The organism is Azospirillum sp. (genome assembly GCF_050789165.1).
In genome coordinates this window covers 111,460-136,288 of the sequence record NZ_JBOZRT010000040.1, presented here as the reverse complement: position 1 = coordinate 136,288, position 24,829 = coordinate 111,460, and the positions used below count along the sequence as shown (strand labels likewise).

The window sequence follows — 24,829 nt, the reverse complement described above, 5'->3', positions numbered from 1 at the left end:
TGGTCGGCTTCATGGCGCTGGCGTTCTTCGGCAAGGGCATCGGCGCGCTCGGCTGGGCGGTGATGTCGGACTGCGCGCCCAAGGAGATCACCGGCCTCTCGGGCGGCGTCTTCAACATGTGCGGCAACATCTCCTCCATCACCACGCCGATCATCATCGGCTACATCATCCAGACCTCCGGCTCCTTCAACGGCGCGCTGCTCTTCGTCGGAGCCAACGCCCTCGTCGCCGCCGTCAGCTACCTCCTCATCGTCGGCGACATCACGCGCATGACGCTCAAGAAGTGAGCGGCAGGAGAACTCCCATGTACATCGGCGAACAACTCATCAACCCGACGGCGGAACGCCTGACGCTGTCGCAGCAGCTCGGCTGCAAGGGCATCGTCATCGACAGCCGCCCCAACCGCGACGTGATGGGCGAGGACGGGCTGTGGGACGGCCGCAAGGTCGCCGCGCAGCGCCAGTGGATCGAGAGCTTCGGCATGAGCCTCGACGGCATGGCGATCGACGTCGGGTCCATCCTGCTCGACAGCCTGCGCGACCGCGCTAGGGCCGAGGCGCGGGCCGAGCAGCTGCGCCACAACATCCGCGCCGCCGCCGAGGGCGGGGTGCCGATGGTGAAGTACACCGTCGCCATGGTCGGCATCACCCGCACCGGCATGGTCGAGGGGCGCGGCGGCATGAAGTGCAGCACCTTCAAGGCGGCGGAGTACCAGCCGGACGCCGACGCCCGCTTCTCCTACTGGGGCGTGGTGCTGCCGGAGGACGGCTCCGGCAAGGGCCATTCGCCGGTCGCTGCCAAGGGCACGGCCGAGACCTGCGGGCAGGTGACGGCGGCGGAGGCCGGCGGCATCAGCGAGGCCGACGGCTGGAACGCCATCGAGTACCTCGTGGAATCCATCCTGCCGACCGCCGAGGCGGCGGGCGTCAAGCTCGCCTGCCACCCGCACGACCCGGCATACCCGCCGGGCGGGCTGAACGGCGTGCACCACGTGCTTGGGTCGCTGGACGGGCTGCGCCGCTTCGTCGCCCTGGCGCCGGGCAGCGCGTCGCACGGCTTCAACTTCTGCCAGGGCACCATCGCCGAGATGTCGCCCAACCCGACCGAGACGGTGCTGGAGGCGATCCGCACCTTCGGGCCGCAGAAGCGCATCTTCATGGTCCACTTCCGCAACATCAAGGGCGGCTACCTCGACTTTCGCGAGGCGATGCCGGACGAGGGCTCGGTCGACATGGCGGCGTGCATCCGCGCGTACCGTGAGGTCGGCTACACCGGGATCCTCTGCCCCGACCACGTGCCGCTGTCCGAGGTCGACCCCGGCCGCGAGCGCTTCTTCTCCTTCTGCCTCGGCTACACCCAGGGCCTGCTGCAGGCCGCCTGAGCCCCTTCAACATTGGCCGCGGGACACTTCGCGGCCTGGAGACCCACCATGACGTCCTCCCCCAAAGTCATCGAGATGCTGGTCGTGCCGGTCGCCGGCCACGACGACATGCTGCTCAACCTGTCGGGCGCGCACGCGCCGTTCTTCACCCGCAACGTGGTGCTTCTCAAGGACAGCGCCGGCAACACCGGCGTCGGCGAGGTCCCGGGCGGCGAGACGATCCGCAAGACGCTGGAGGACGCCCGCGCCCTGGTCGTCGGCCAGCCGATCGGCGCCTGGAACAACATCCTCAACACCGTGCGTAGCCGGTTCGCCGACCGCGACGCCGGCGGGCGCGGCCTTCAGACCTTCGACCTGCGCATCACCATCCATGCGGTGACCGCGCTGGAGGCGGCGCTGCTCGACCTGCTCGGCCAGTTCCTCGGCGTGCCGGTCGCCGCCCTGCTCGGCGAGGGCCAGCAGCGCGATGCCGTGGAGATGCTCGGCTACCTGTTCTACGTCGGCGATCGCCGCAAGACCGCGCTGCCCTACCGCTCCGAGCCGGACGCCAAGGACGACTGGTTCCGCCTGCGCCACGAGGTCGCCCTGACGCCCGAGGCGGTGGTGCGCCTCGCCGAGGCGGCGCACGCGCGCTACGGCTTCAACGACTTCAAGCTGAAGGGCGGCGTGCTGGCCGGTGAGGACGAGATCGAGGCGGTCACCGCGCTGGCCAAACGCTTCCCGAACGCCCGCATCACGCTCGACCCGAACGGCGCATGGTCGCTGGAGGAGGCGATCCGGCTGTGCAAGGGCAAGGGCGACGTGCTGGCCTACGCCGAGGACCCCTGCGGGGCCGAGCAGGGCTATTCGGGCCGCGAGGTGATGGCTGAGTTCCGCCGTGCGACCGGTCTGCCGACCGCGACCAACATGATCGCCACCGACTGGCGGCAGATGGGCCACGCGATCCAGCTGCACTCGGTGGACATCCCGCTGGCCGACCCGCACTTCTGGACGATGCAGGGCTCGGTGCGGGTGGCGCAGATGTGCCACGAATGGGGGCTGACCTGGGGCTCGCACTCGAACAACCACTTCGACATCTCGCTGGCCATGTTCACGCACGTGGCCGCGGCGGCGCCGGGCAGGATCACGGCGATCGACACGCACTGGATCTGGCAGGATGGCCAGCGCCTGACCAAGGAGCCGTTCCGGATCGAGGGCGGTCTTGTGGCGGTGCCGCAGAAGCCGGGGCTGGGCGTGGAGATCGACATGGCGCAGCTGGAGAAGGCGCACGAGCTGTACAAGGAGCACGGCCTGGGCGCGCGCAACGACGCCGCCGCCATGCAGTACCTGATCCCGGGCTGGACCTTCGACAACAAGCGCCCCTGCCTGGTGCGCTGAGGGGTGCGGTTGACCCTCCCCCGCCGGAAGGCGGGGGAGGGCTTGCAAGAGCACAAGAAAAAGGCCGCCCGGAAGCCCGGCGGCCCTGGAAGTCTTGGGAGGAAACGCACTCGGCGTATGAACCTGCGTTCAACGCGTCGGCCGATGTCTGTATACTGCCGCAGTCCGGCCGTTTGGTAGCGCTAACGTGGCATGAGTGCCATGCGGCATCGTGCCGTGGAGGTCCGGGCTCCTTATGTTGCAATGCGGCAAAGTCGCACCATCTCCGGCTGTTCGACGAAGGGAACCCCCGATGACCATCACCCCCACCGCCAAGGCCGGCCGCGCCGCTCCGCGCAAGCGGGCGCGCCGCGCGACGCAACGGGTGACCATGACCGACGTGGCCGACGCCGCGGGGGTGTCGGCCAGCACCGTGTCGCTGTACTTCCGCAAGCCCGAGGCGGTGTCGCCGCACCTCGCCGAAAAGGTGCGCCGGGTGATCGACGAACTGGGTTACGTCCCCAACCTTGTGGCCGGCAGCCTCGCCGCGGCGCAGAGCCGGACGGTGGCGGTGATCCTGCCGTCGATCCTCAACTCCTTCTACGCCGAGACCTACAACACGCTGCAGAGCCTGTTCCAGGGCTCGCGCTACCAGACCATGCTGGGCGTCACCGAATTCAATCCGGAGGTCGAGGAGGACCTGATCCGCGCCTTCCTGGCGTGGTCGCCGGCCGCCATGGTGCTGACCGGCTTCGACCACACCGAGCGCGCCCGCGCCATGCTGCGCGGTGCCGGCGTGCCGGTGGTGGAGATGTGGGACATGCCGTCGACGCCGGACGAGGCGGTCGACCTGTCGGTCGGCTTCTCGCATTTCGAGGTCGGGCGGCGGCAGACCGCGCATCTCTACGACCAGGGCAGCCGCAAGGTCGCCTACATCGGTGCTGCCGTGCACCACGATTTGCGCGTGCGCAGCCGCACCGACGGCTACGAGGACGAGGTGCGCCGCCGCGGCCTGCACCCGCCCATCGCCGTGACCGCGCCGGACGCCGCCTCCACCCCGGTCGGCACCCGGCTGATCGACGAGGTGCTGGCCGCGCACCCGGACATCGACGGGGTGGTGTGCTCCAACGACTACCTGGCGCTCGGCGCGATGTTCGAGGTGCGGCGGCGCAACCTGCGCATCCCGGAGGATCTGGCGGTGGTCGGCTTCGGCGACATGGGATTCTCCAGGGTGTCGCTGCCGCCGCTGACCACCGTGCGACCGCCGCAGCGCGAGATCGGCCGGCTGGCCGCCATGCAGATCCTCGCCCGCCTGGGCGGTGCGAAGATCCCGCCGAGCCACTTCGCGCTGGAGTGCGAGTTGGTGGTGCGCGACAGCACGCGGCCGACGGATCCCTGATCAGCGTGGCGGCGTCAGGCGGGCGACGGTGACGGACGGGGCGCCCCAGTCGACCGGCGGCAGGGCGTAGCCCCTGTCGCGGAACAGCCGCAGGCAGGCGGCGACCACCTCGGCGTCGAGGCTGACGCCGGCGCAGCGCCCGACCTCCTCCAGCGCCGCGTCGATGCCGAGCGCCGGGCGGTAGGGGCGGTGCGAGGCCATCGCCTCGATGATGTCGGCGACCGCCAGGATGCGCGCCTCGCGCCGGATCGCGTCGCCGGCCAGACCCTGCGGGTAGCCCGATCCGTCGAGCTTCTCGTGGTGCTGCAGGATGATCTCGGCCACCGCCCAGGGCAGGTTGGCCTTGCACAGGATGTCGTACCCGGCCCGGGCGTGCGTCTTCAGCAGGTTGTATTCCGGCGGCGTGAGGCGGCCCGGCCGGTTCAGCAGTTCCGCCGGGACGGAGATCTTGCCGATGTCGTGCACCACGCCGGCCAGGTAGATGCCGGTGACCTCCTCCTCGCCCAGTCCCATCTCGCGGGCGATGGCGACGCTGAGGTCGGCGACGCGCTCCTGGTGGCCGGCGGTGTAGGGATCGCGGATGTTGATGATCTGGGCGACCACGGCGATGGTCTCGACCAGCGAGCGCTTCATCGCCTCGGCGTGCTGCGACGCCGCCGCCTCCAGCGCGCGCCGCGCCGTCACGTCGCGCATCACCACCACCGATGCGTCGTCGCCGGTGAGGAACGGGCGCACGCACACCTCCAGCACCCGGTCCGGCGCGGCGATGTCGGGCAGCGGCAGGTCGTAGGCGACTTCGGCCAGCACGATCCGCGGCGGCAGCGGCTGGCCGGCCGCGAGTCCGAGGCCGTCGAGCATGCACCGGGCCGCGTCGTTGGCGAAGGTCACCCGCCCGGCGCGGTCGACGCACAGGATGCCCTCGCCGACGGCGCCGAGGATGGCGGCCTCGCGCGCCCGCATGGTGTCGAGCGCCTGCCGCGTGCCCTCCAGCTCGGCGTGCCCTTGCTCCAACTCCGCCTCGGCGGAGAGCAGCTGGAGGTTCTGGCGGTCCAGTTCGCTGCGCAGAACCTGCCGCTCGCGCTCGATGGCCCAGAAGACGATCTCCTGCGGGCGCTTGATGCCGACGCGCACGAAGGCCGCGAAGACCAGCGCGTCGGCGGCGGCGACCAGCGCGTGGCCGCCGAAGTTGAGGAAGCCGTAGACATCAAAGTACAGCGAAAAGGACAGGCTGCCCAACGCGTTGGCGAGGACCGCCAGTTGGAAGAGGTGGCGGCGGCGCCGCGTGCGCGTGTTGGTCTGGCGCCGGATGCCGACGGCGGCGACGGCGTAGAGCGCGATGGCCACCGCCTCGCTCGCCCTCTTGAAGGGGGTGAGGCCGCTGCCCTCGACGTAGCAGGCGGGGAAGACGCCGAGCGCGATGGCGCCGAGCAGGGCGACCGACACGCCGCCGACCGCCACGACGGTCATGCTCGTGGGGAAGCGGCGGTCGGGCGTGAAGGCGGCGATGCACAGCGCCGTCGCCTCGACGAGCCGGCTGGCGGTCCACAGCTGCGTCGGCAGGTCGGCGTTGGCGGCGGGAAACACCCCCATGCCCTTGTAGGCCAGCATGTGCAGCAGGGTCATCACGCCCGTGCAGGCGTAGGTGACGCCCAGGAACCACAGGTTTCCCGATTTCAGGTAGCCTCGCGAGTTCCAGGCGATGACGAACACGCACAGCGCGGTGACCGCCCGGAACGATTCCAGGACCGCGTGGAACACGAGGTAGTTGGTGCGGCTGACCAGATAGGCGGCGACGAGCGCCGCGCCACCACCCAGCGCCAGCAGCGTGGAGACCGGCACCCGCAGCGGTGCGGGGGCCGGTCGGGCGGTGCCTTCGGGGGTGGCTGGGCGGGTGTCCATGGCGTCTCCTCCAGTCCCGGAAGACCAGAGCCTATTCACATCAGCATACGCTCATCCACGCATCCTCCAGCAAGGGAAGGGCTGCACGGCAGCCATCGCGGAAGGTGACGCCGATTGTGCTTGTCGCGTGACACGCGCACGCCGCCCCTCGTCGCGCCGCCATCGATCCACTATGTTTGCTGCACCGCCGCCGCGAGCGCGCGCGCCACACAGCCCCAGGTCAACGTTCGATGTCGCCTGCGCCATGTCCTCGATTCCCCTGAAACGCCGCGAGCTGCTGGCCGGCTGCGGCGCGCTGGTGCTGCTGTGCAACGGCGCGCTGGCGCAGACCTCCACGGCGCGGCGGCTGCACCTCAAGAACGAGCATACGGGCGACGTCTTCAACGGACCCTACCGCGACGCGGCGGGGCCGTTGCCCGACGCCATGACGGACCTCGCCAACGTGCTGCGCGACCACCGGGCCAACAAGGCGGGCCCGGTGGACGTCGGCACGCTGGACTTCCTGGCCGACATCATGGAGGCGATCGGGCAGGGCCGGGCCACCGTGCTCTCCGCCTTCCGGACGCCGGAGACCAACGCGCTGCTGGCATCTAAGGGCCTCGGCGTGGCCGAGCACAGCCAGCACCTGCTGGGGCGCGCGCTCGACATCACCTTCCCGGCGCGCCTGCCGGACGCGCACCGCACGGCGCTGCAGCTGAAGCGCGGCGGGGTGGGGTGGTACCCGCGTTCCTCCTTCCTGCACATCGATTCCGGGCCGGTGCGCAGCTGGGAGATGTTCGGCCGCGGGCTGGAGGGCCTGTTCGCCAAGGGCACCAGCGGCCGGCTGCGCACCGTCGCCGACCGCATGCGCCTGCACCGCCAGATCGCCAAGCGCCAGGCGTTGGGGCGGAATTAGTTTTTCCTAGTTCTTCCGGGAATGCTCCCGTTCCGCCGGGCGCCAGCCGGCGATGGCGCGCACCGCGTCGAGCGCCCGCGGATTTCCGTTGAAGCTGGGGAACCGCCGGCGCAGCTCCGCCACCGCGACCAGCTCGCCGCCTTCCAGGTAGGCTTTCCGGATCGCCGCCGCTTCTTCTTCGGTAACCGTGAACATCAAGGCATCCCGTGTTGCGTGGGCCCCGGATGATGGCCATGCCGCGGTGCGGAAACAAGCCCCAAACGCTGTGATCTCAGCGCACCTCGACCGTGGCGCTGTCGCTGCGCCCGTCGGCGTCGATCACGGTGATGCGCGCGAACCCCGGTCCCTCCGGTTGCCAGACGGCGTCGCGGCGCACCGCCGACACGGCGACGCGCCGGCCGTCCACCATCCACGACAGCGGACGCCGCCCGCCGGAGGCCAGCAGGGTCAGCGTTTCCGGCGTTCCGGAGGCCGCGCCGGCCTCAACCACCATGGCCTCGGTCGGGAACACGAGGCGCGGCCGTTCCACCGCCTCCGGCGCGCTGGCGGCGACGCGCCGCAGCAGGTCGGGCGGCGCCTCGGCGACGCGCGGGCCGGGCGCTGGTTCCTCCGGCAGCAGGTCGAACACGCGCAGCAGCAGCGGCGCCGCGGTGTTGCGGCCGAAGCGGTCGGGGCTGGGCGTGCCGTCCGGCCGGCCGACCCAGACGCCCACGGTGAAGCGCCCGGTCACCCCGAAGGCCCAGGCGTCGCGGAAGCCGTAGCTGGTGCCGGTCTTCAGCGCCACCGGCGCCGAGCGGCGCACCTCCTGCGCCTGCACGGCGCCGGGCGGCGGCGGCGCGCCCTCCAGGATGTCGAGCACCTGTCGGGCCGAGGCGGCGGCGAGCAGCGGCACCGGCGGCCCTTCCGCCCCGCCGCGCTCGACGCGCAGCGGCGCCGCCTGCCCGTCGCGGGCCAGCGCGGTGTAGAGCGCCGCCATGTCCCACAGGCTGATGGACGCGCCGCCGAGCGCCACCGGCAGGCCCGGCGCCGTTGCGCCGGCCGGCATCACCAGCCGGGCGCCGGCGCGCTTCAGCGCATCGGCGAAGCGCACCGGCCCGACCTTGTCGAGCACCAGCACCGCCGGCACGTTCAGCGACCGTTGCAGCGCGTCGCGGATCGTCAGCTCGCCGGTGAAGCCGCGGTCGAAGTTGCGCGGCGCGTAGTCGCCGAAGCGGGTCGACACGTCGGCGACCAGCGTCGCCGGGTGGATCAGCCCGTCGTCGAAGCCCAGGCCGTAGATGAACGGTTTCAGCGCCGAGCCGGGCGAGCGCACCGCGCGCACCATATCGACCCGGCCTTCGCGGCGCTCATCGAAATAATCGGGAGATCCCAGGTAGGCGAGCACGGTCCTGCGGCTGTTCTCGACCACCAGGATCGCCAGCCCGGCGCGCTCGTGCAGGTCGGGCAGGGTGCGGCGGGCGAGGTCCTCGACGGCGGCCTGGAGCCGGCCGTCGAGGGTGGTGGGAAGCGTGGTCCGGCCGGGATGGCGGCCCCGGAGGCTGTCGGCGAGATGTGCGGCGAGCACCGGCAGGGGCAGGCGCCGGTCGGGCACCGGCTCGGCCTTCGCCTCGGCGGCGGCGCGCGCGGTGAGGACGCCGGCCTCGGCGGCGCGGTCCAGCACCTTGTCGCGCGCGGCGCGGGCCTGGCCGGCGGCGCGGTCGGGGCGCAGGCGGGTGGGGGACTGAGGCAGGGCGACCAGCAGCGCCGCCTCCGCCGCGCTCAACTCGGCCGGGCCCTTGCCGAACAGGGTGAGCGACGCGGCCCGGATGCCCTCGACGTTGCCGCCGTAGGGGGCGAGCGTCAGATACATGCCGAGGATCTCGCGCTTCGAGTAGCGCCACTCCAGCTGCGCGGCGCGGGCGGCCTCGACCAGCTTGGCGGTCAGCGTGCGGGGGCGGGGTTCCAGCAGGCGGGCGACCTGCATGGTCAGCGTCGACGCGCCGGACACCACGCGGCCGGCCGCGAGGTTCTGCCCGACGGCCCGCAGCACGGCGAGCGGGTCGACGCCGGGGTGGTCGCGGAATCGGCGGTCCTCGTAGGCGAGCAGCAGGTCGGTGAACAGCGGCGCCACGTCGTCGGGCGTGGTGGGGAAGCGCCACGCCCCGGCGGTGTTGGTGAAGGCGCGCAAGGGGGTGTCGCGGCTGTCGGTGACGGTGACCGACAGGTCGCCGAGGCGGGAGAGATCCGGGGGGAAGAGGCGGTCGAGGGCGAGGAGGAGGGCGACTAAGGCAAGAAGCGCCAGAATCCCTCTCCCCCCTGGGGAGAGGGTGGCGCGCAGGGCCGGGTGAGGGGGTCTTGCATGGCGTGAGGTCCGGGAGTCGCAAGACCCCCTCACCCCACCCCTCTCCCCGGGGGGGAGAGGGAGCTTATCGCCCCCTCGCTCCCCCATCACTCCGCCGCATGCACGGTGATCCGCCCGACGCCCTGGCGGGCGAAGAAGCGGGGCTTGTACATGTCCTCCACCACCGCGCCCGGCAGCTCATAGCTTCCCGGCGTCACCGCCCGCACCAGATAGGCCAGCTTGAACTTCGGCTCGTCCTCCGTCAGGTCCATGGCGGCGACGTAGCGGTCGTCGCGCGCCTCGGTCGTGCGGGTGTGGGTGAGGTCGGTCAGCCACGGCATGTCGTTGGTGCCGGCGGCGCCGAGGCGCGGGTTCTCGATCTCCCAGCCCGCCGGCAGCGGGTGGGTGACCACCGCCTGGTGGAACAGCTTGGTGCTGGCCTCGCCCTCCAGCAGCACGACGAACACGTCGTTCTGCTTGATCTGGTCGAGGTTCAGCGGCTGGCCGGCGCGGGTGAGGAAGTTGCGCTTGATGCGCAGCCCCTCGCGTGCGGCCGGCGACGGCTGCGTCGGGATGCCGGACACCGACACCGCCTGCCACACCGCCGCCTTGCCGGCGTTCGACACCTCGATCCCGCGGCCGAGCTGGGCGGCGTCGGGCAGCAGGTTGAAGGGATCGCGCGTCGGCTTGGGCCCGCCGGTGACCGCCAGGTCCAGCGGCGTGCCGCCGTGGCTCAGCGTCTCGGCGGCGAGCACGATCCACGCCTTCTCCTGCGTGCTGGTCAGCTTGGCCTCGGTGGCGGAAGCCGGCAGGCGGTCGACCAGCGCCGGCAGGCGCTTGCCGGTCATGCCGGCCTCGCCCAGCAGGGTGACCAGTGCCGCCGCGTCGCGCACGGTGGACCCGTAGTCCTCGTGCCAGGGCTCGCGCGCCAAGCGGCCGACCGCGGCCGAGAAGGCGCTCTCCGCCCGCTCGCGGTCGCCCAGCCGCGCCAGCGCGGCGCCGAGCTGCCCCTTGGCCAGCGGCGTCGGCAACTGATCGAGGAACGCGTCGTGGAAGTAGCGCGCCGGCCCCGGCGTCAGCACCCCGGCCAGGGCCAGCACGTGCAGCGCGTAGGCGCGGCTGGCCAGCTGCGCGTTGCCGCGGCCGCCGTCGATGGCGTGCTGGCGCAGCCACGCCAGCGCGTCGGTCAGCGGCTTCTCCGGCACGGTGTGCCCCTTGGCCTTGGCGCGGGCCAGGAACTCGACCGCGTAGGCGGTCATCCACGGCTCGGCTTCGTCGCGCGCGCTCCACAGGCCGAAGGCGCCGTCGTAGCGCTGCTTGTCCAGCGTGCGGGCGATCGCGGTGGCGACGCGCGCCTCCGCCGTCTCGTCCGGCTTCGGCGCGCTGCCGATGGCCGCCTCCAGGTCGCGGACGAACAGCAGGGGCAGCGCCCGGCTGATGGTCTGCTCCAGGCAGCCGAACGGGTAGCGGTCGAGCGCCTTCAGCGTCCCCGCCACGTCGAACGGCGGTGCGGTGCCGAAGCTGGCGGCGAGTGTCGCCGTGCCGGGCACGTAGGCGGCGAGGTCGGACGCCGCCAGCGTCACCTTGGCCCCCGGCGGCAGCTCGCGGGTGAGGAACTGCGTCTCCACCGGGCGCGACGGCCGCACCGTGATGCCGTAGGAGCGCGTCACCGACGCCCCGTCCGGCCCGCTCACCGCCAGCTCGACCCGGCCGATGCCGGGGGCGGTGCCCTTGAAAGGCAGGGGGATGGCGCGCCGCTCGCCGGCCTGAAGGTCGACGGTGAGGGTGCCGTTCTCCACCGCCACCGCGTCGCGGCCGGTCACCGAGACCTTGAAGGTGCCGGCGGCGCCGTCGACATTGTGCAGCGACAGCGTCAGCCGGCTGTCGTCGCCGGGCGCCAGGAAGCGCGGCATCACCGCCTCCGCCACCAGCGGGTCGCGCACGGTGAGCTTGCCCGACGCCGAGCCGACGCGGCCCTTCGACCAGGCCACCGCCATCAGCCGCAGCTCGCCGTTGAAGTCGGGGATGTCGAGCGTGGCGCGCACCTTGCCGTCAGCTCCGACCTTCAGCGGCCCCTGAAACAGCGAGACCACGGTGAACGGCACCACCGGCAGCGCCGCTCCGCTGGAATCGCCGCCTTCGCGCAGCTTGCCGAAGGGGCCGTCCAGCGCGTCGATCAGCCGCCCGTAGTCGTCGCGGATGTCGAGGCCGAGCAGGCGCTTGCCGAAGAACTGCTTGCCCGGGTCGGGCGACTGGAAGTCGGTCAGGCGCAGGATGCCCTCGTCCACCGCGGCGAGCGTGACGTACGCCTCCTCGGCGTCGCCGGCCGCGGGGGTGACGGCGATGTCCACCGCGACGGGGCCGCGCGGGCGCGCCACCGTCGGCGCCGGCAGCGCCACGTCGAGCCGCCGCGTGGCCGGGTCGATCCCCAGCCACGCCACGCCCAGCGCCCGCACCGGCTGGCGCTCCTTGCCCTTGAGCGGCGGGCGGTACAGCGTGGCGGTGACGTAGGCGCCCGGACCCCAGGCGGCGTCGACCGGCACCTCCACCGTGGTGCCGCCGGCCGGCACGCTGATGGCGCGGGCGTCGAACAGACGGTCGGTGGCGACGGTCAGCAGCACCTCGCCGGCGAACGGCGGGGTCAGGCGCAGCTTCGCCGTCTCGCCGGGGCGGTAGGCGGGCTTGTCGGCGACCAGCTCCAGCTTGTCGGGCGTGTCGGCGGATTCCGCCGCCATCTCCCAGCCCGACAGGAAGCGGACCGAGCTGGCGACGCCGGTCGCCTTGTCGCTGACCTCCAGGCGGTAGCGGCTGAACGGCTGCGGGCCGAGGGTCAGCACCGCCGGCTTGTCGGCCGCGGCGCCCAGCGTGCCGGACTTGCGCGGGATGTCGCGGGTGGTGGCGCGGTAGGTGTAGCGGCCGTTGGCCATGTACCACTGGAAGGTCGTGTGCTCCTCGACCAGCTCCCAACTCAGGCCGGGCTTGGCGATGGGGGTGCCGTCCGGGGCCACGGCGATCAGGTCGAAGGCGGCCTCCTGCCCCTCGCCCAGGCGCCCGTCGAAGCGCGGCCGGAGGCCGATGGCGAAGGCCTTGCTGCGCACCGGCACCGACACGCTGGCGCGCGCCGGCCGGCCGCCGGGCTCGGACAGGGTGATCCGCACCTCGGCGCGCAGCGGGCGCGTGGTGTCCGGCAGCGCCGGCAGCTTGACGTCGACGCGGGCCTCGCCCTTGGCGTCGGTGTCCGGGATCTTCAGCGGCTCCAGCTTGGCGTTCACCGTCTCGGTGACGAGGCCGAAGCGGAAGCCCTTGTGCTGCGGGTAGGGCGCCGGGTCGGGCTGCACCGACACCTCGGCCGTGCCGGGCAGGCCGGCGGCCGGCGGGCCGTACAGGAAGCGGCCCTTGACCAGCAGCTCGTACGGCTTGGCCGGGTCGAGGAAGGGGGCCGGCGGCGTCAGGTCGACGGCGAGCCGCTCCGGCACGAAGTCGTCGACCTGGAAGGTGGCGTGGCCGACCGGCTTGCCCTTGGGGTCGGTGTAGGCCTCGACCGTCCAGCCGCCCAGCGGCGCGGTGCGCGACAGCGTGACCGGAAGGAAGAAGCCGCCCTGCGGGCCGGCCGGCGCCGGGCCGGACCAGTACTCGGTGCCGCTCGGGCGCAGCACCTTGACGGTGAGGGGGAAGTCCGCCACCGCCTCGGTCTTGTCGTCGCGCAGCAGGACGCCGAGGTTGACCGTCTCCCCCTGCCGGTAGACGCCGCGGTCGGTGTAGACGAAGGCGTCCATCGGCCCCGGCGGCGTCCGGCCGCCGACGCCGCGGTCGGACAGGTCGAAGGCCGCGGTGGTGAGGTCGAGCATGGCGTAGTCCGCCCCGGCGTAGGCCATCGCCGCGAGCGGCGCGTTGCCGCCGGTGCCGCGGGCGAGGCCGGGCGCGAAGCGGGCACGCCCGATGGAATCGGTGGTGACGCGGGCCAGCTCGGCGTTGTTGCGGGCGACCAGCGCCACCTCCACGCCCGGCATCGGCTGCGCGGTGGACAGCGAGCGGGCGAACACGGTGATGCCGTCCGCCCCCTGGAAGCTGGTCAGCGCAACGTCGGTCACCAGCACCCATTGGGTGGCGAGCGGGTAGGGAAGCTCGTGGCGCGGGATGTCCACCGGCTCCGCCACCACGGCGTACAGGCCGGGGCGGGGGGAGGGCACCAGCTCGCGGAAGGGAACCGCGGTGGTGGTCTCGCGGTTGCGCTCGCCGGCCACGTCCATGCGGCCCTTCCACACCAGCTCGCCGTCGTTGTCGGCGAGGTCCTCGGTCTGGTAGGACCCGAGCGAGTCCAGCAGGCTCTGGCTGCGGATGCGGGCGGCGAGGGTGCGGTCGTTGACGCGCAGCACCTTCAGCGCCACCGCCGGCAGGTTGACGGTGACCAGCGGGATGCCCTCGCCGCCGACGCGCGGCAGGATGAAGGCGTTGCCGCGGAAGGCGGCGGTGGGCTTGCGGTCGAAGACGCGGAAGCGCTGCACGGAATCGGCCTTCAGCGCCACCCCGTCGGTGCCCGGCAGGCCCTGGCGCAGCGTGACGGCATAGGCGCCGCCGTGCGCGAGGCCGCCGACGCACAGCGTGTCGCCGCGCGCATCGACGGGGGCCTGCGGCACCGCCGGCTCCAGCGCCACGAAGTCGCCGAAGCGAATGCCCTTCTGCGTGCTGAGCGTGTCGGAGAAGCGCACGCAGGCGCGCGGCACCGTCTGGTCCGATTCGACGCGCACCGAGCGCACCGACAGCCCGACCTTCTGCCGCAGCGCGGTGATCCGGGCGTCCAGCCCCGGCGCGCGGGCGTCCAGGTCGACCGGCGGCTCGGCGTCCTTGACCGCCACCGTGATCTCGCGCGCCGCCAGCAGCGCCGACTCCGGCTGGTTGAAAACCTCGTCCAGGAGGGTGACCAAGCGCCACAGCGCCGTCGCCTGCTCGGCCGGGGTGGTCGCGCTGTCGTAGGCGGTGTAGGCGGCGTGCAGGGCCCGGTCGCGGTTCGGCTTGGGCAGCGACAGCCAGGCCTCCGACAGCGCCAGCCAGCTGGCGGGGCCGTCCACCCCCAGCGCCACCGCCGCCTCGAAGGCGGCCACCACCTTGGGCCAGTCGCGCTTGGCCAGCGCCTCGCGGGCGTCCCGCTGCGCCTTGTCGCGCTGCTGTGGGCTGACCTGCGGCGGCGCCTTCAGCCGCAGCTCCGACGCATAGGCGTTGGCGTCGGTGGCCAGCCCCGGCGGGTCGAAGCGCGCCCAGGCGCCCGTGGTTGAGACCAGAACGAGCAGGAACAGCCCGATCGACGCGAACACACGAGCCATGAAGCGCCCTCCCCAAGGTGCGGGGCACGAGCTTAGCAGGTCCCGCGCAGGGCAACGAGAGGATACCGGAGCGGGGCCGCTCGTGCGCATTGACGCTCAGGCCAATCTGCCGCAACACTACAATCCATGAAAGTGCGGGGATGGCGCAGCCATATCATTAGATAGCGTTCATATTATAAATGACAAATATGTCCTTACGACCGGAAGAAGGAAGACTGCTCGCACGCTCCGTTAGGGTGCGGTCTTGGCTTATGTTTTTGGTCACCGCCTGTGTCTTGCCTTTATTGTTTTTCTCCTCCGCTCTTTTGTTGCGTAATGTAAGCGCCGACGCGGAGCAGACGGAAAGGTTGGTTCGAAACCGAGCCAGCCTTCTGGCGGAGGATGTTGACCGTGAGGTGGCGCGAGTTATTGCTGCTGCCGAGGTCCTTGCAACCGACGACAGTCTGGCCAATGACGATTTTGCGTCATTCTATGGCCGGGCCAGACGCGTACGTGACCGGCTCAACACTAATGTCCTCGTACGCGACCGCTCGGGTCAGCAGTTGATGAACACGCGTGTGCCGTGGGGAACGGCGCTTCCCCGCAACCCGGTGTTCGATGTCGACCGGCAGGCGGTTGAAACGCGCAAGCCGCAGGTGTCCGGGCTGCTGACCGGCGCCGTGGCGCGGGCGCCGCTGCTCATCGTGGTGGTCCCGCTGCTGCGCGACGGGGAAGTGCGTCATCTCTTGAGCCTCACGATTGAGCAGGAACGCCTGCAAGCCCTCATCGCGGCCGACCGCCAGCCTCCCGAGTGGGTGGCGGGCGTGGTCGATGGCGAAGGGATAATGATCGCGCGGTCCCGGCGCGCCGACACATTCGTCGGCACCCGTCTGCCAACTGATGTATGGGAGCGCATTCGGGAAGCACCCGAGGGTATTCATCGCGCCAACGACCTGGAGGGGAATCCAACGCTGCAGGCATTCGGGCGGTCGGAGGTCTCCGGCTGGATTGTTGGCGTCACGGTTCCCGAAGCCATGGTCGCTGCCCCTGCACGCCAGACGCTGCTTTATTTCGCGAGCGGTGGACTTGCGCTCTTCCTACTGGGGGTGGGGGGGGCCTTCGTGTTGGGGCGGCGCTTGACTCGCTTGGTCGTTCTGCTTGCCGACGCCGCGAAAGCCATGGGCACCGGGGAGCCGATCCCCCCTCAGCCTGCCGGCGTCATCGAACTGGACACGGTGGGCGACGCCATCCGCGACGCCGCTGACCTCATCGGGCAACGCGCCGTGGCGCTTCAGGAAAGCGAGAGCCGCTACCGCGCCATCGTCGAGACCGCGGTGGACGCGATGGTGGTCATCGACGGCGACGGCGTCGTCCACGCCTTCAACCCGGCGGCGGAGCGGCTGTTCGGCTACGCGTCCGAGGCGGTGATCGGGCGGAATGTGCGGATGCTGATGCCTGAACCCTACGCGTCGGAGCACGACGGCTACCTGAGCAACTACCGCCGCACCGGGGTGCGGAAGATCATCGGCATCGGCCGCGAGATCACCGGCCGGCGCCAGGACGGCTCGACCTTTCCGGCCGAGCTGGCGGTGGCGGAATGGCGCGCCGGCGGGCGCCGTTACTACACCGGGATCATGCGCGACGTCTCCGAGCGCCGCCGGGCCGAGGATGCGCTGCGCACCTCGAAGGCCGAGGCCGACCGCGCCAACCTCGCCAAGTCCAAGTTCCTCGCCGCCGCCAGCCACGACCTGCGCCAGCCGGTGCAGGCGCTGGTGCTGTTCCAGGCGACGCTGGTCGAACGCCTTGCCGGGCATGCGGCGCAGCCGCTGGTGGAGTCCATGGGGCAGGCGCTCGGCAGCCTGCACATGCTGCTCGACAGCCTGCTGGATGTCTCGCGGCTGGACGCCGGGCTGATCGTCGCGCACCCGGAGGACGTGCCGCTGACGGAGGTCTTCGAGCGCCTCGCCGCGGAGTACCTGCCGCAGGCCGGCGCCAAGCGGCTGCGCCTGCGCGTCGCCTGCACCCGGACGATGGTGCGCAGCGACCCGGTGCTGCTGGAGCGTATCCTGCGCAATTTGGTCGAGAACGCGTTGCGCTACACCGACCGGGGCGGGGTGCTGCTCGGCTGCCGGCGCCGCGGCGACCGGCTGCGCGTCGAGGTCTGGGACACCGGCGTCGGCGTCGAACCCGACAAGCAGGCGGAGATCTTCGAGGAGTTCGTCCAGGTCGGCAACGTCGAGCGCGATCGCACCAAGGGCCTGGGCCTCGGCCTCGCCGTGGTGCGGCGGCTGGCCCGGCTGCTCGGGCACGAGGTGACGGTCCGCTCGGTGCCGGGGAAGGGCTCTGTGTTCGCGATCGAAATGCCGGTCGTCACCCCGGCCGCCGACGCCGGACCGGCGAAGGCGGAGCAGGCGCGCACCCGCGACGGCCTGATCCTGGTGATCGACGACGAAGTGCTGGTGCGCCTGGGCCTGCAGGCGATGTTGGAGGGCTGGGGCTACCGCGTGCTGGCCGCCGGCTCGGTGGAGGAGGCGGTCCGCCACGTCGAGAGCGGCGCGTGGCCGCACGCCATTCTGGCCGACTACCGGCTGCGCGGCGGCGAGACCGGGTTGGACGCCATCCGCGCCATCCATGACCGCCTCAACGCCGCGGTACCGGCCACCGTCATCACCGGCGACACCGCGCCCGAGCGCCTGATCGAGGTCCGCGAGGGCGGCTTCTCCCTCCTGCACAAGCCGGTGGCCGCGCATGAGCTGCGCGCGACGGTCGGCGAAATGCTGCGCGCGGCGGAGTGAGGAGCCGTGGTCATAGCAGGCTCATAAGATTTGGATACCACTTTCGGGGATGCTAGATTGCCGATGACGGCATTTGAGGCGAAGGCCCGCGCGTATGGTTCCCAGTCCGGTTCGAACGGCAGCGTCCGCGTCCTCCAGGGCGGCACGGCGTCGGTTCCGGATGGCCGGCTGCCTGGCGGTGGCGGTTCTGGCCGCCTTGCCCGGGACCGCCGGCGCCCGCGTGCCGCATTCCCCGGCCGGCGACCCGTTGCAGACGCTGTGGCAGCGCCCCAAGACGGCGCCCAACCCGAACGCGCCGCCCAGCTGCGTCGATGAGGAGCCGCCAGGCCAAGCCGTGCTCGACGCCGCGGCGGGCGGCGACGAGGCGGTGGCGCGGCTGGCCCGCGAGCGGCCGGCGGACGTATTGCGCTGCTCCGACCTGTTCCCCGGCGCCGCGGCCAACGAGGCGCTGCTCGCCGCCGCCCGTGCCGCGCCCTACGACGCGGTCGGCGCCGTCGAGCGGCTGTCGGTCCGCCCCGGCGGGGCGGCGATCGTCGAGGCGGCGTTCGATGCGGCGTTGCTGGAGCGCGCGCTCGACAACGGGCTGCCCTTCTACCAGACGCGGCACGAGCTGCGCCGGCGCCTGCAGCCGGCCGCCGTGCGCGCGCTGGAGGGGCGGGCGGCCAAGCTGCTGGCGGCGGCGTTCCGCCAGGATCCGGTGGCGGTGTCCAGCCAGATCGGCATCCTGCTCGACGACATGTCGGAGGACCACCCCGCCGACCGCTTCCGCGTCGCCCTGGCGCTGCCGGCCGACTCCCTGTTCGAGCTGATCGCCCACGCCGGGCCGCAGCTCTACACCTCGTCGCTGGACGGGCTGGTCAACGTGCTGCGCCTCCAGCTGAAGCAGGAGAAGCGCAATTTCCTCGACCTTGCCAGGGCGCCCGGCACCCGCGCGCTGTGGGCCAAGTTCTTCGTCGCCGTGGTGTCCAGCGGCCGGGCGCGCGACCTGTTCGACGCGACCGCCGGCGACGTGCGCGAGTTGGCGCGGGTGAGCGTCGCGGCGCTGCTGGCGCCCGGCCACGGGGTGGCCCCGCCCATCGTCGCCGGGGCGCTGGCCGACGCCATGACCATCCGTCTGGTCCCCGCCCGCATGGCGCTGGAGGACGAGGTGGCGGCCTTCCACCGCACCACCCAGGACCCGCAGGCCAAGGCGGTGGCCGGCCTTGCCGGCGGGCTGCACGCGCTGCGGCTGTCCGGCCGCCCGGCCAGCCCGGCGTTCCAGGCCGAGCGCTTCGGCGAGCTGTACCGTCTGCCGCCACCGCCGGCGCTGTCGGAGGAGCGGCTGTTCCAGCGCGGCGTCAACTGGCAGCGCATGACCTTCTACGACGACCGCGACGGCCGCGCCTCGTTCCGCGCCTTCGTGCAGCAGCGCCGCGCGCTCGGCTGGGCGATCAACAACCACGGCGGCTTCATCACCGCCGCCAGCCCGGAGCGGCGCGGCCGGCGCATCGTCATCATCGCCGACGTTCCGGGATCGGGCGAGGCCGGCCGCGCCGCGCTGCGCGCGTGGCTGGAGCAGCACGGGGTGTCGCCGACCATCGTCGTCCACCGCGGCCACAGCTACCACGAGGACGGCACCATGACGGAGATCGCCGCGGCGACCGCGCTGGTGTTCTGGGGCTCGTGCGGCGGCCATGTGCGGCTGGGCGCGACGCTGGAGCAGGCGCCGGACGCCCAGGTCCTGGCGACCCAGAACATGGGCATTTCCACCGTCAACCAGGCGCTGCTGCGCATCATCGAGGAGCGGCTGCTGACCAGCGGCACCATCGACTGGTCGGCGGTTTGGGCCGACGCCCAGGCGCAGATCCACGACCGCCGCTTCGGCGCCTACAAGCGGCCCGACCAGGATTCCACCAACCTCGCGTTGCGCGGCTGGCGGGTGCAGGCCGACCGGGTGGCGAAGCTGCCGGGGAACTGAAAAAGGCGCGCCCCCGGACGGAGGCGCGCAGTCGCTCGGAGCTGCCAGGAGGGGTGCGTCAGAACGGCAGGATGATGCGGCCCCAGGCGCGGGTGTCGTAGCCGCCGTAATTGCTCTCCGACACCGTGCGGGTCAGGTAGCCTTGCAGGATGAGGTCGGAGAAGCTGTAGCCGACCAGCGCGCCGAGCGCGACCTGCTCCTGCTTCTTGTAGGTCGGGGTGGGCTTGCTGGTGTCGAACGAGGCGAAGGCCACCGGGCCGAGCTGCCACTTGCCGAAGCTCTTGGTGGCGGTCAGGTCGATGTTCAGGAAGTCGGGGTTCAGCGTGCGGGTCGCCTTGCGGGTGTTGATCCCGTAGATGACGTTGCCCGTCAGGTTCCAGCCGTCGGCGGTGTAGCTGATGCCGACGCGCTGATTGATGTCGGTGGTGTCGAATCCCAGACCGTTGCCCACCGGCGTGTAGACGCCCAGCAGGTAGCTGATGCCCAGCCCGCCGCCCAGGTCCCACGCCAGTTGGGCGGCGAAGAACGGGTTGTACATGCCGGATTTGTAGTGGGTGCTGTTGACGCCGACCTCGAGTTCCGGCACCGCGGCCAGGAGTTGGAGCCGGCCGCCGGCGATCTTGGCCGGCGTCGACCAGGCGAGCACCGGAATGTTGACGCCCAGCGTCACGTCGGGGCTGGAGCCGCGGCCCTCGCGCACACCCCAGTCGAAGGTATCGACGAAGTAGAAGCCCTCCGGCAGCGGGGCTCCGGCCGCGAGGCCGATGGTTTCGCCCGGCTGGGTGACCGATCCGGCCAGTGCCGGTGCCGTGCAGAACGCCACCGCGGCGACGGCCGCCGTCATGGTGCTTCGCACGCTGGAACCGAAGAATGTCAGCATAGTCCGCGCCCTTTCTCGTGATGCGTTTTTTCCCATCGGATGCCGGTTGTGTCCCGGCCACCGCTCGGCGCGCGTCGGCGCCGGGCGCACTACGCAAGAAAAGAGTCTGGGCGACCATAGAACTATCCGACGCTGTGGCTGTTCGCACTGGCGATATTTCGGAAAGAATTGCCGCGTTCTTGTCGTTGATAATGAATGATGTGGTCCGAGTCGCTGTGTGTTGTGCGCAGCGGCGAAATTGACTTGCGATGCTGCTACTTTCGTATGGATGATACTTAAGGGTAATGGGGTTGGATTGATTGCGTGGACATTGCTTTCGGCATTCGTTCACGTTCCCAAATCGTCATTCCCGCCTTCGCGGGGACGACGGCAAAAGAGGTTCCGAAGATGCGGCGGTCTTTCCAGCCGGCAGCACCCCTCACGACGAAAAGGCCCCGGAGCCGTGGTGGCTTCGGGGCCTTATGACCGGCTTGGAAGAGCCGGCGGTCACTGGCTGTAGGAACCGGAGCCGACGATGTAGTCGCCCTGGCGGATCAGGTAGGAGTGTTTGTGCTCCACCTTGTTGGTCCGGCGGTTCAGCCAGACGTAGTCCAGCGCGGCCTCCGGCGTGTCGCGGGTGCGGGCGATCATCTCCTGCACGAGAGGTTTGCCCTCGGCGTCGGTCAGGTCGGAGGCGCTGGTGCCGGCGAGCTTGGGGTTGGCGCCGGAGGCGACGTATTTCCCCGCCGTGTCGAACACGAAGACATACAGGTCCTGGCGCACGAAGGTCCCCTTGGGATCGTGGAAGGCCTTCACCGCCTCTTCCGGCCCCTTGGCCTTCAGGTAGGCGGCGGCCTCCTGCACCAGCGCCTTGGCCTGCTCGGGCGTCGAGCGGTCGGCGGCGCCGGCGGCGCCGGCCATCAGGAGGAGGGGGAGGATCAGCGGAACGGCTTTGCGCATCGGGGGCACCTTTCAGGTCGTCCTTGGGTCGGGTCTTGGTCTTTGGTCGCAGGACGAGGGATCAGTCCTCGTGCACGGTCTCCAGCCAGGTGCGGATGGCCCACAGCGCCTCCTGGCCCAGCGCCTCGCCGAACTTCGGCATGTAGGTCACGCCGTTGCGGATCGCGCCGTTGACGACGCGCTCCTTGAACCACTCGTCGCCGGCGTCGCCCTTCTCCAGGAAGCGCAGGTCCGGGGCGATGCCGCCCGACACCGCGCCCAGGCCGTGGCAGCGCGCGCAGTTCTGGTTGAAGGCGGAGGAGCCGATCTCGACCGCCCGCGTGTTGCCGCGGTAGGGGTTGGCCTCGCGCCAGTCCGCGCCGAGCTTGTCCAGGCCGGTGGTGTCCACCGCCTGGGGGGTGACGTCGCCGTGGGCGACGGCGACGGCCGGAACGGCGGCGACGGAACCGAACATCAGGCCGGCCGCCATGAGCCGAAGAAGCCGAGCGTTCATCAGTGAGCGTCCTCTCTGGGCAAGAATTCAGGGCTCGGGTGTGCTGAAACCGAGCGGCTGGGTCGGATGCCGGGAAGAGTAGCGAGGGCGCCGCAGTGCGGATAATTGGACGATGGTACAATAAGGGCGCGGTTGAGCTGGGCGCAATCGGCCGCTCTTCACGCCGTCATCCCCGTGAAAGCGGGGATCCATGAGTTCCGAAGCGGCATGCCATGGGAGTTATGGATCCCCGCCTTCGCGGGAATGACGGCCAAGGGAGTGGTCGCGGTTGCTCCGCGCCGCTCAGAAGCTGCTGCGCGCCTGTTCCATCTGCAGCCGGTTGGCGAAGACCACGGCCTGGGTGCGGCTGTAGACCTTCAACTTTTGCAGGATGGCCGAGACGTGGGCCTTCACCGTCGTCTCGGTGATGCTCAGCTCGTAGGCGATTTCCTTGTTGAGCTTGCCGGTGCCCAGCATCTCCAGAACCCGCATCTGCTGCGGCGTCAGCGTGGCGAGGCGGCGGGCGATCTCGGCGGTCTCGCCGTCCTCCGGCTCGTCCTCGCCGGGCAGTTCGGGCACGTAGACGCCGCCCTCCATGACGAGGCGCAGCGCCGCGGCGATGCCGTCGCGCGGGGTCGACTTCGGGATGAAGCCGGCGGCGCCGCACTGGATCACCTCGCGCACCAGCTTGCGGTCCTCGTGGGCGGAGACCACCACCACCGGCGTCGCCGGGAACTGGCTGCGCAGGCTGACCAGTCCGGACAGCCCGTTCATCCCCGGCATGTTGATGTCCAGCAGCAGCAGGTCCATGTCGCCCTGCGCGGCCAGCAGGCGCGTGGCGTCGTCGAGGCAGCCGGCCTCGAAGACCTGCTCGGCCTGACAGGTGTAGCCGACCGCGCTGCGCAACGCGTCGCGGACCATCGGGTGGTCGTCGGCGATGAGGATCTTGGTCATGGCGTGTTTCCACGCTCGTGGTTGCCGGGGCGTTTCCTGGCGTCATTATGACGCATGGGTGTGAAAGCCGCAAGAACGGCAACGCCGCCGTGCGGTTCCCGCAACAAAATGTCCATGCCGGGGCCGGTCAGAATCGAACCGTGAGCTGGGTGTTGACGTACGTGGTGTTCTTCGCCTGCACCGCCTTCAGCGCGCGGCCGGGCAGGAACTCCGCCACGGTGACGCGCAGGATGACGTTCAGCAGCGGCGCCCAGGCGACGGTCAGGTTCGGCAGGCGGCCGATGACCCGGCCGGGCACGAGCGCGGACACGGCCATGGCGTTGGTGCCGTTCGCCCCCTTCCAATTGCCGCCGTAGACCGCGTCGTCCTCCGAGTGCCGCCAGAAGAAGCCGTAGGAGAAGTCGGCGCTCACCCCCGGCAGCGGCGTCACCCGGACGCGCGGGGCGATGTCGTAGAAGTTGGTGGGGGAGAAGAAGCTGTTGGGCATGTAGTACAGCGCGTCCGGGAACATCGGCTGGTAGGTGCCGAGGGTGCCGCCGGCGCGGTCGGCGCCGCCGCTGGCGCCGTCGATGCGCGCGCCGACGCGCGGCCGCCAGGGCTGGGCGGCGAACGTGTAGCCGGTGTCGGTGTTGAACGCCCAGGCCCGCACGTCGAACGGGCCGTAGCTGCCGCGCTGCACCGCCGCGTCCCAGTCGTAGCTGAGGTTGCCGAGCGTTCCGAAGGCGCGCAGGCCGACGGTGTGGCGGTGGTCCTGGGCGACCAGGAAGCCGCTGCTCGGCGACACCGTCGGGCCGGTGCGCAGTTCCGCCGCATTGTACAACCCGGTGCCGGGGCCGTTGTTGTTCGGCGCGGCGCGGAAGCCGTAGTAGAAGGCGTCGAGCGTGGCCGTCAGCGGTTCCCCGAACAGCGCCGCCTTCGGCAGGTCGACGCTGGCGTAGACGCCCCAGAGGTTGCGGTGCGGGTTGTCCTCGCCGGCGAACCAGCCGTCCTTGTAGCGGTAGGCGTTGTAGGCGAAGGCGTCGACGCGCAGGCCGCCCCAGTCGGCGTAGGCGCGCACGCCGTCGAAGATCGGGTCGGGCAGGCTGGTGGCGATGTTGGCGGCGACGTTGTGGCTGTTGCCGAAGAACAGCGCCTGCCGGCCGATGCGCAGCCCCGTGCGTGCGCCCTCCAGCGGCAGCATGACCTCGGCGAAGCCGTTGACCAGCTCAAGGTCGTTGCGCTGGCTGGCCGGAATCACCGGGCCGGAGCCGTGGCCGGTCTGCTCGGCGTGCCACAGTTCGCCATAGACGCGCAGGTACGGGCCGAGGTGCAGGTCCGCGCCAACCATGTAGCGCTGCTTCAGCAGCTCGCTGTCCAGCGGCGGCCGGGCGGCGCCGAGCACCAGCGGCGCCCCCGGCCGCGTCGGCACGCGCGCTGTCGCGGCGACGCCGAAGTTCTTGTTCTCCGTGTAATCGAAGCGCAGCCGGGCCTCGCCGTTCAGCGTCAGAGTGACGTCTCCCGCCTCGTCCAGGCGGATGAACTTGAGCCGGTCGAGGATCGACGTCGCTTGAGCCGGATCGCGCAGGCGACTGTAATCCTCGTCGTAGCGCGCGATGTGGAAGCCGCCGGTGCCTGGGCTCTTGCCCTTGGTGAAGCGCGGCGCGGGCGGCGCCTCCTCCGCGAAAGTGGCCGCCGGCGCGGCGGTCTGCGCCAGCATCCCCAGCAGCAGCAGGCGGCACAGCGCCTTCCGGCCCGCCCCGCCGCTCATCGCGCCGTCTTCAGGTAGGCGATGAGGTTGGCGCGCTCCTCGGCGCCGGGCACGCCGGCGAAGCTCATGCGGCTGTCGGGGATGACCGCCTTCGGGTTGGTCAGATAGGCGTCGAGCCTGGCGTCGTCCCAGACGAACCCGGCGCCCTTCAGTCCCTCCGAATAGCCGGCGAAGCCCGCCGCGCTGCCCGCCGGCCGGCCGACGACGCCGTGCAGCGACGGGCCGACGCGGTTCTTGTCCGGCTCGACCGCGTGGCAGGAGCGGCACTGGCGGAACAGCTTCTCGCCCGCGGCCGGGTCGCCCTCGGCGCGGGCCGCACCCGAGGCCAGCAGCGCGGCGGCGGCGAGCGCCAGGAGGAGGGAAGGCGGACGCGTCATCGGACAGGATCCCGTGCTGGATGATTGATGGCGCTGACGATAACCGAGCGCGCCCGGCCGCCGAATTCGACTATGGAAGGACTGGTCAGCGGTCTCCAACCAACGTTCACTGGAGGACCGTTGGATTTTCGCTATGTTTTTTTCGTCATAGCGCCCAG

Annotated in this window: 17 protein-coding genes and 1 pseudogene; 7 read left to right on the top strand and 11 right to left on the bottom strand. The window is 71.2% G+C overall.

Features of this window, described 5'->3' with window-relative positions; all coding sequences use genetic code 11:
• The 4 genes and pseudogenes from ACRWK7_RS09775 to ACRWK7_RS09760 form a co-directional block, all read left to right on the top strand.
• Positions 1-287 (top strand): annotated as a pseudogene (locus ACRWK7_RS09775) (MFS transporter); the annotation flags it as partial.
• A gap of 17 nt (positions 288-304) precedes the next feature.
• Complete coding sequence (locus ACRWK7_RS09770) at positions 305-1,381, top strand: mannonate dehydratase (protein WP_431856018.1); 1,077 nt, start codon at positions 305-307, stop codon at positions 1,379-1,381.
• Positions 1,382-1,429: 48 nt separating this feature from the next.
• Positions 1,430-2,758 carry a glucarate dehydratase gene (gene gudD, locus ACRWK7_RS09765; protein WP_431856017.1) on the top strand — a complete coding sequence of 443 codons (1,329 nt, stop codon included), beginning with the start codon at positions 1,430-1,432 and terminating at the stop codon, positions 2,756-2,758.
• Positions 2,759-3,050: 292 nt separating this feature from the next.
• Positions 3,051-4,136, top strand: a complete 1,086-nt coding sequence (locus ACRWK7_RS09760; protein ID WP_431856016.1) for a LacI family DNA-binding transcriptional regulator — start codon at positions 3,051-3,053, stop codon at positions 4,134-4,136.
• Here ACRWK7_RS09760 and ACRWK7_RS09755 read toward each other — a convergent pair whose 3' ends face one another.
• The gene (locus ACRWK7_RS09755) at positions 4,137-6,035 is read right to left on the bottom strand and encodes an MASE3 domain-containing protein (RefSeq protein WP_431856015.1); all 1,899 of its coding nucleotides are present in this window, start codon (positions 6,033-6,035) and stop codon (positions 4,137-4,139) included.
• A 244-nt stretch (positions 6,036-6,279) separates the two neighbouring features.
• Here ACRWK7_RS09755 and ACRWK7_RS09750 point away from each other — a divergent pair, with 244 nt between their 5' ends.
• Positions 6,280-6,930 carry a YcbK family protein gene (locus tag ACRWK7_RS09750; protein ID WP_431856014.1) on the top strand — a complete coding sequence of 217 codons (651 nt, stop codon included), beginning with the start codon at positions 6,280-6,282 and terminating at the stop codon, positions 6,928-6,930.
• Between the two features lie 6 nt (positions 6,931-6,936).
• Here ACRWK7_RS09750 and ACRWK7_RS09745 read toward each other — a convergent pair whose 3' ends face one another.
• The 4 genes from ACRWK7_RS09745 to ACRWK7_RS09730 form a co-directional block, all read right to left on the bottom strand.
• On the bottom strand, positions 6,937-7,125 hold the full coding sequence (locus tag ACRWK7_RS09745; RefSeq protein WP_431856013.1) for a hypothetical protein: 189 nt from the start codon (positions 7,123-7,125) through the stop codon (positions 6,937-6,939).
• A gap of 76 nt (positions 7,126-7,201) precedes the next feature.
• Positions 7,202-9,211 (bottom strand): penicillin-binding protein 1C, encoded by a 2,010-nt coding sequence (pbpC, locus tag ACRWK7_RS09740; protein ID WP_431856021.1) that lies wholly within the window; start codon positions 9,209-9,211, stop codon positions 7,202-7,204.
• Positions 9,212-9,357: 146 nt separating this feature from the next.
• Positions 9,358-14,571, bottom strand: coding sequence for an alpha-2-macroglobulin family protein (locus ACRWK7_RS09735; protein ID WP_431856012.1), 5,214 nt, complete (start codon positions 14,569-14,571; stop codon positions 9,358-9,360).
• Between the two features lie 464 nt (positions 14,572-15,035).
• The gene (locus ACRWK7_RS09730; protein WP_431856011.1) at positions 15,036-15,491 is read right to left on the bottom strand and encodes a hypothetical protein; all 456 of its coding nucleotides are present in this window, start codon (positions 15,489-15,491) and stop codon (positions 15,036-15,038) included.
• Between the two features lie 195 nt (positions 15,492-15,686).
• On the opposite strand from ACRWK7_RS09730, the gene ACRWK7_RS09725 reads away from it, so the two are divergent.
• Together ACRWK7_RS09725 and ACRWK7_RS09720 are read left to right on the top strand one after the other, a co-directional pair.
• Complete coding sequence (locus ACRWK7_RS09725; RefSeq protein ID WP_431856010.1) at positions 15,687-17,345, top strand: PAS domain S-box protein; 1,659 nt, start codon at positions 15,687-15,689, stop codon at positions 17,343-17,345.
• A gap of 160 nt (positions 17,346-17,505) precedes the next feature.
• Complete coding sequence (locus ACRWK7_RS09720; RefSeq protein WP_431856009.1) at positions 17,506-19,302, top strand: hypothetical protein; 1,797 nt, start codon at positions 17,506-17,508, stop codon at positions 19,300-19,302.
• Between the two features lie 58 nt (positions 19,303-19,360).
• Here the strand turns inward: ACRWK7_RS09720 and ACRWK7_RS09715 are convergent, their stop codons facing one another.
• From ACRWK7_RS09715 to ACRWK7_RS09690, 6 genes are all read right to left on the bottom strand, one after another.
• Positions 19,361-20,146 carry a transporter gene (locus tag ACRWK7_RS09715; RefSeq protein WP_431856008.1) on the bottom strand — a complete coding sequence of 262 codons (786 nt, stop codon included), beginning with the start codon at positions 20,144-20,146 and terminating at the stop codon, positions 19,361-19,363.
• 522 nt (positions 20,147-20,668) lie between these two features.
• Positions 20,669-21,121, bottom strand: coding sequence for a cache domain-containing protein (locus ACRWK7_RS09710; protein WP_431856007.1), 453 nt, complete (start codon positions 21,119-21,121; stop codon positions 20,669-20,671).
• A gap of 61 nt (positions 21,122-21,182) precedes the next feature.
• A complete protein-coding gene (pedF, locus tag ACRWK7_RS09705) occupies positions 21,183-21,614 on the bottom strand; it encodes a cytochrome c-550 PedF (RefSeq protein WP_431856006.1) in 432 nt (143 codons plus the stop codon).
• A 282-nt stretch (positions 21,615-21,896) separates the two neighbouring features.
• Complete coding sequence (locus ACRWK7_RS09700) at positions 21,897-22,547, bottom strand: response regulator (protein ID WP_431856005.1); 651 nt, start codon at positions 22,545-22,547, stop codon at positions 21,897-21,899.
• A gap of 127 nt (positions 22,548-22,674) precedes the next feature.
• Positions 22,675-24,294 carry an alginate export family protein gene (locus tag ACRWK7_RS09695; protein ID WP_431856004.1) on the bottom strand — a complete coding sequence of 540 codons (1,620 nt, stop codon included), beginning with the start codon at positions 24,292-24,294 and terminating at the stop codon, positions 22,675-22,677.
• A complete protein-coding gene (locus ACRWK7_RS09690; protein WP_431856003.1) occupies positions 24,291-24,671 on the bottom strand; it encodes a c-type cytochrome in 381 nt (126 codons plus the stop codon). The genes ACRWK7_RS09695 and ACRWK7_RS09690 overlap by 4 nt, the downstream gene beginning before the upstream one ends.
• Between the last annotated feature and the right edge of the window lie 158 nt (positions 24,672-24,829).

Coding starts and splice junctions, on each gene's coding strand:
- ACRWK7_RS09770 (WP_431856018.1), top strand. CDS start 305: ATGTACATCGGCGAACAACTCATCAACCCGACGGCGGAACGCCTGACG.
- gudD (WP_431856017.1), top strand. CDS start 1,430: ATGACGTCCTCCCCCAAAGTCATCGAGATGCTGGTCGTGCCGGTCGCC.
- ACRWK7_RS09760 (WP_431856016.1), top strand. CDS start 3,051: ATGACCATCACCCCCACCGCCAAGGCCGGCCGCGCCGCTCCGCGCAAG.
- ACRWK7_RS09755 (WP_431856015.1), bottom strand. CDS start 6,035: ATGGACACCCGCCCAGCCACCCCCGAAGGCACCGCCCGACCGGCCCCC.
- ACRWK7_RS09750 (WP_431856014.1), top strand. CDS start 6,280: ATGTCCTCGATTCCCCTGAAACGCCGCGAGCTGCTGGCCGGCTGCGGC.
- ACRWK7_RS09745 (WP_431856013.1), bottom strand. CDS start 7,125: ATGTTCACGGTTACCGAAGAAGAAGCGGCGGCGATCCGGAAAGCCTAC.
- ACRWK7_RS09735 (WP_431856012.1), bottom strand. CDS start 14,571: ATGGCTCGTGTGTTCGCGTCGATCGGGCTGTTCCTGCTCGTTCTGGTC.
- ACRWK7_RS09730 (WP_431856011.1), bottom strand. CDS start 15,491: ATGAATACCCTCGGGTGCTTCCCGAATGCGCTCCCATACATCAGTTGG.
- ACRWK7_RS09720 (WP_431856009.1), top strand. CDS start 17,506: ATGGCCGGCTGCCTGGCGGTGGCGGTTCTGGCCGCCTTGCCCGGGACC.
- ACRWK7_RS09715 (WP_431856008.1), bottom strand. CDS start 20,146: ATGACGGCGGCCGTCGCCGCGGTGGCGTTCTGCACGGCACCGGCACTG.
- ACRWK7_RS09710 (WP_431856007.1), bottom strand. CDS start 21,121: ATGCGCAAAGCCGTTCCGCTGATCCTCCCCCTCCTCCTGATGGCCGGC.
- pedF (WP_431856006.1), bottom strand. CDS start 21,614: ATGAACGCTCGGCTTCTTCGGCTCATGGCGGCCGGCCTGATGTTCGGT.
- ACRWK7_RS09700 (WP_431856005.1), bottom strand. CDS start 22,547: ATGACCAAGATCCTCATCGCCGACGACCACCCGATGGTCCGCGACGCG.
- ACRWK7_RS09695 (WP_431856004.1), bottom strand. CDS start 24,294: ATGAGCGGCGGGGCGGGCCGGAAGGCGCTGTGCCGCCTGCTGCTGCTG.
- ACRWK7_RS09690 (WP_431856003.1), bottom strand. CDS start 24,671: ATGACGCGTCCGCCTTCCCTCCTCCTGGCGCTCGCCGCCGCCGCGCTG.